At 53.4% G+C, this 5,643-nt stretch carries 2 tRNA genes and 3 rRNA genes; all 5 read right to left on the bottom strand.

From position 1 onward, the window contains the following. Nucleotides 1-14 precede the first annotated feature (14 nt). A 5S ribosomal RNA gene (gene rrf, locus G533_RS0118920) occupies nt 15-130 on the bottom strand. A gap of 213 nt (nt 131-343) precedes the next feature. Beyond that, nucleotides 344-3,246: ribosomal RNA gene (locus G533_RS0118925) — 23S ribosomal RNA — on the bottom strand. A 467-nt stretch (nt 3,247-3,713) separates the two neighbouring features. Further along, a tRNA-Ala gene (locus G533_RS0118930) sits at nt 3,714-3,789 on the bottom strand. 129 nt (nt 3,790-3,918) lie between these two features. Continuing rightward, nucleotides 3,919-3,995: transfer RNA gene (locus G533_RS0118935), tRNA-Ile, on the bottom strand. A gap of 94 nt (nt 3,996-4,089) precedes the next feature. Then, a 16S ribosomal RNA gene (locus G533_RS0118940) occupies nt 4,090-5,623 on the bottom strand. Together the 16S, 23S and 5S rRNA genes with 2 tRNA genes alongside form the textbook arrangement of a ribosomal RNA operon. Nucleotides 5,624-5,643: the final 20 nt, after the last annotated feature.

Below are 5,643 nucleotides of genomic sequence, written 5' to 3' on the forward strand. Positions count from 1 at the left end.
GTTTTGGTATTAAAGCCTGGCGATGACCTACTCTCACATGGGGAGACCCCACACTACCATCGGCGATGCATCGTTTCACTACTGAATTCGGGATGGGGTCAGGTGGTTCCAATGCTCTATGGTCGCCAGGCAAACTGGCTTGACCGAGTCGGGTCCTACGCGCACTTTGCGCTGCCCTCGTCTTGTCAAATAAGGTGGTAAATCAAGCTGATACCGCTGTTCACGGGTCGTACCGACTTCATCTCGTCATGACTTCTGACGCGTACTTCCATCTCACTACGACTTGTCACAACATCCAGCTCTCTCGTGGCCTTTCATGCGCCACGCAAATCACTTGGATTATATGGTCAAGCCTCACGGGCAATTAGTACTGGTTAGCTCAACGCGTTACCGCGCTTCCACACCCAGCCTATCAACGTTGTAGTCTTCAACGGCCCTTCAGGGGGATCAAGTCCCCAGGGAGAACTTATCTTGGGAGGGGCTTCCCGCTTAGATGCTTTCAGCGGTTATCCTGTCCGAACGTAGCTACCGGGCAATGCCACTGGCGTGACAACCCGAACACCAGAGGTTCGTCCACTCCGGTCCTCTCGTACTAGGAGCAGCTTCCCTCAATTCTCCAACGCCCACGGCAGATAGGGACCGAACTGTCTCACGACGTTCTAAACCCAGCTCGCGTACCACTTTAAATGGCGAACAGCCATACCCTTGGGACCGGCTTCAGCCCCAGGATGTGATGAGCCGACATCGAGGTGCCAAACACCGCCGTCGATGTGAACTCTTGGGCGGTATCAGCCTGTTATCCCCGGAGTACCTTTTATCCGTTGAGCGATGGCCCTTCCATTCAGAACCACCGGATCACTAAGACCTACTTTCGTACCTGCTCGTCTTGTCAGACTCGCAGTCAAGCGCGCTTGTGCCTTTACACTAACCTCATGATTTCCGACCATGATTAGCGCACCTTCGTGCTCCTCCGTTACTCTTTGGGAGGAGACCGCCCCAGTCAAACTACCCACCACACAATGTCCTCGGCCCAGATAATGGGCCTGAGTTAGAACCTCAACGTTACCAGGCTGGTATTTCAAGGTTGGCTCCACAATGGCTAGCGCCACTGCTTCAAAGCCTCCCAGCTATCCTACACAAGTAAAGTCAAAGTCCACTGTGAAGCTATAGTAAAGGTTCACGGGGTCTTTCCGTCTAGCCGCGGGTACACTGCATCTTAACAGCGATTTCAATTTCACTGAGTCTCGGGTGGAGACAGTGTGGCCATCGTTACGCCATTCGTGCAGGTCGGAACTTACCCGACAAGGAATTTCGCTACCTTAGGACCGTTATAGTTACGGCCGCCGTTTACCGGGGCTTCGATCAAGAGCTTCGCCGAAGCTAACCCCATCAATTAACCTTCCGGCACCGGGCAGGCGTCACACCCTATACGTCCACTTTCGTGTTTGCAGAGTGCTATGTTTTTAATAAACAGTCGCAGCCACCTGGTCACTTCGGCCAGCCCAGGCTCAGGGAGCAAGTCCCATCACCCAAACCGGCGTACCTTCTCCCGAAGTTACGGTACCATTTTGCCTAGTTCCTTCACCCGAGTTCTCTCAAGCGCCTTGGTATTCTCTACCTGATCACCTGTGTCGGTTTACAGTACGGTTCCTTCATAACTGAAGCTTAGAGGCTTTTCTTGGAAGCATGGCATTAACCACTTCGCGCTACCTCTCAGCAGCACTCGTCATCAGCTCTCGACCTTAGCCGCCCGGATTTACCTAAGCAGCCAGCCTACAGCCTTAAACGCGGACAACCATCGCCGCGCTGGCCTAGCCTTCTCCGTCCCCCCATCGCATTATGAAGAAGTACAGGAATATTAACCCGTTTCCCATCGACTACGGCTTTCGCCCTCGCCTTAGGGGCCGACTCACCCTGCGCCGATTAGCGTTGCGCAGGAAACCTTGATCTTCCGGCGGGGAGGTTTTTCACCCCCCTTGTCGTTACTCATGTCAGCATTCGCACTTCTGATACCTCCAGCAAACCTCACGATTCACCTTCAACGGCTTACAGAACGCTCCTCTACCATGCGTGCAAGCACGCATCCGCAGCTTCGGTTACCAGTTTAGCCCCGTTAAATCTTCCGCGCAGGCCGACTCGACTAGTGAGCTATTACGCTTTCTTTAAAGGATGGCTGCTTCTAAGCCAACCTCCTAGCTGTCTAAGCCTTCCCACATCGTTTCCCACTTAACTGGTATTGGGGACCTTAGCTGGCGGTCTGGGTTGTTGCCCTCTCGACAACGGACGTTAGCACCCGCTGTCTGCCTGCCGTGATTGTACTCCTGGGTATTCGGAGTTTGCATGGGGTTGGTAAGTCGGGATGACCCCCTAGCCCAAACAGTGCTCTACCCCCCAGGGTAAGACACGACGCTCTACCTAAATAGATTTCGAGGAGAACCAGCTATCTCCGGGCTTGATTAGCCTTTCACTCCGATCCACAGCTCATCCCCGCATTTTTCAACATACGTGGGTTCGGTCCTCCAGTTGATGTTACTCAACCTTCAACCTGGCCATGGATAGATCGCCCGGTTTCGGGTCTATTGCCTGCAACTACGCGCCCTATTAAGACTCGGTTTCCCTACGCCTCCCCTACTCGGTTAAGCTTGCTACAGACAATAAGTCGCTGACCCATTATACAAAAGGTACGCAGTCACCCCACGAAGGGGCTCCCACTGCTTGTACGCATACGGTTTCAGGTTCTATTTCACTCCCCTCTCCGGGGTTCTTTTCGCCTTTCCCTCACGGTACTGGTTCACTATCGGTCAGTCAGGAGTATTTAGCCTTGGAGGATGGTCCCCCCATATTCAGTCAAGATAACACGTGTCCCGACCTACTTGTCGCAAGCTCAGTACCACAACGCAGTTTTCGTGTACGGGGCTATCACCCTCTATCGCCGGACTTTCCAGACCGTTCCACTAACCGCACTGCTATTACTTGCAGGCTTCTCCCCGGTCGCTCGCCGCTACTGGGGGAATCTCAATTGATTTCTTTTCCTTCAGGTACTTAGATGTTTCAGTTCCCTGAGTTCGCCTCCTTAACCTATGTATTCAGTTAAGGATACCCAACTTACATTGGGTGGGTTTCCCCATTCGGACATCTCCGGATCAAAGTCTGTTTGCCGACTCCCCGAAGCTTTTCGCAGGCTACTACGTCCTTCATCGCCTCTGACTGCCAAGGCATCCACCGTATGCGCTTAGTCACTTGACCATATAACCCAAGTTATCTGGTTTCGAGACAGTTCCCTGACACCCTTGTGCGTATGCCAGGTACTTATGAGATGCAGGCCGATCAAAGCCTGCACCCGCCGGATGTTGTGACGCTTAAGTCACAGTGTTGTACAACTCGTTTGGATACGCCGAATTGAAGAGCGCATCCAGAACAATATCTATGGATCGTTCTTGCCACCATACCTTCACGAGGAAGTCACAGTGCCAAGCTACAATCCTTAGACTCAGCTTGATTTACCTTGTTAAAGAACATCTGGTTGTCAAAACCAGATATAAACACTCTCAAAAAAGCGCTTATATCTGATGTTGTGATGCGACAACGGTTACTCACTGCGATAATGGTGGAGCTATGCGGGATCGAACGGGGCGGCCATCCGTCGCAGACCGCAGGTCTGCGGTAACGCCGCTCCTTCTTACCTGCGATTCACCTGAACTCCATACGGAACTTGGTGGAGCTATGCGGGATCGAACCGCAGACCTCCTGAATGCAAATCAGGCGCTCTCCCAGCTGAGCTATAGCCCCGGAATTTATGCGTATCCGCAGCAATCTCGAAACCTGCCAAGTACACCAAAACGGTTCTGGGCGAGGCGCGCCGCCCACGACGTATAGCCTGCTATACGAGTGGCGTCGCAACGAAGTCCAGGAGCGTTTTGGTAGGCCTGGGCAGATTTGAACTGCCGACCTCACCCTTATCAGGGGTGCGCTCTAACCAACTGAGCTACAGGCCTATAAAAAACGGCTGCAAGCTCGGGATTCACGTCGCATCAACCAAACAAAACGAAGACAAATGTGTGGACACTCATTGAACAGTGCACGGTCGTTTAAGGAGGTGATCCAGCCCCAGGTTCCCCTAGGGCTACCTTGTTACGACTTCACCCCAGTCATGAATCACTCCGTGGTGATCGTCCCCCCGAAGGTTAGACTAACCACTTCTGGAGCAACCCACTCCCATGGTGTGACGGGCGGTGTGTACAAGGCCCGGGAACGTATTCACCGTGACATTCTGATTCACGATTACTAGCGATTCCGACTTCACGGAGTCGAGTTGCAGACTCCGATCCGGACTACGAAACGTTTTGTGGGATTCGCTCCACGTCGCCGCTTTGCTGCCCTCTGTACGTTCCATTGTAGCACGTGTGTAGCCCAGGTCGTAAGGGCCATGATGACTTGACGTCGTCCCCACCTTCCTCCGGTTTGTCACCGGCAGTCTCCTTAGAGTTCCCGCCATTACGCGCTGGCAACTAAGGACAAGGGTTGCGCTCGTTACGGGACTTAACCCAACATCTCACGACACGAGCTGACGACAGCCATGCAGCACCTGTCTCTGAGTTCCCGAAGGCACCAATCTATCTCTAGAAAGTTCTCAGGATGTCAAGACCTGGTAAGGTTCTTCGCGTTGCATCGAATTAAACCACATGCTCCACCGCTTGTGCGGGCCCCCGTCAATTCATTTGAGTTTTAACCTTGCGGCCGTACTCCCCAGGCGGTCTACTTAGTGCGTTAGCTGCGCCACCAAGAAATCAAGTCTCCCAACGGCTAGTAGACATCGTTTACGGCGTGGACTACCAGGGTATCTAATCCTGTTTGCTCCCCACGCTTTCGCACCTCAGCGTCAGTATCGAGCCAGGAGGTCGCCTTCGCCACCGGTATTCCTCCACATATCTACGCATTTCACCGCTACACGTGGAATTCTACCTCCCTCTCTCGTACTCTAGTCGGCCAGTATCGGGTGCAGTTCCCAGGTTGAGCCCGGGGCTTTCACATCCGACTTAACAAACCGCCTACGCGCGCTTTACGCCCAGTAATTCCGATTAACGCTTGCACCCTCCGTATTACCGCGGCTGCTGGCACGGAGTTAGCCGGTGCTTCTTCTCAAGGTAATGTCACAGCTAAAAGGTATTAGCCCCTAGCCTTTCTTCCCAAGTGAAAGTGCTTTACAACCCGAAGGCCTTCTTCACACACGCGGCATGGCTGCGTCAGGCTTTCGCCCATTGCGCAATATTCCCCACTGCTGCCTCCCGTAGGAGTCCGGGCCGTGTCTCAGTCCCGGTGTGGCTGATCATCCTCTCAGACCAGCTAAGGATCGTCGCCTTGGTGAGCCTTTACCTCACCAACAAGCTAATCCTACGCAGGCTCATCCGATAGCGCGAGGTCCGAAGATCCCCCGCTTTCCCCCTTAGGGCGTATGCGGTATTAGCTTGGGTTTCCCCAAGTTATCCCCCACTACCAGGTAGATTCCTACGCGTTACTCACCCGTCCGCCGCTCTACTCACACCGAAGTGCTTTCGCGCTCGACTTGCATGTGTTAGGCCTGCCGCCAGCGTTCAATCTGAGCCATGATCAAACTCTTCAGTTTAATCTTTAACCTCTGCCCAA

It is taken from the genome of Haliea salexigens DSM 19537, assembly GCF_000423125.1.
Lineage (GTDB): Bacteria > Pseudomonadota > Gammaproteobacteria > Pseudomonadales > Halieaceae > Haliea > Haliea salexigens.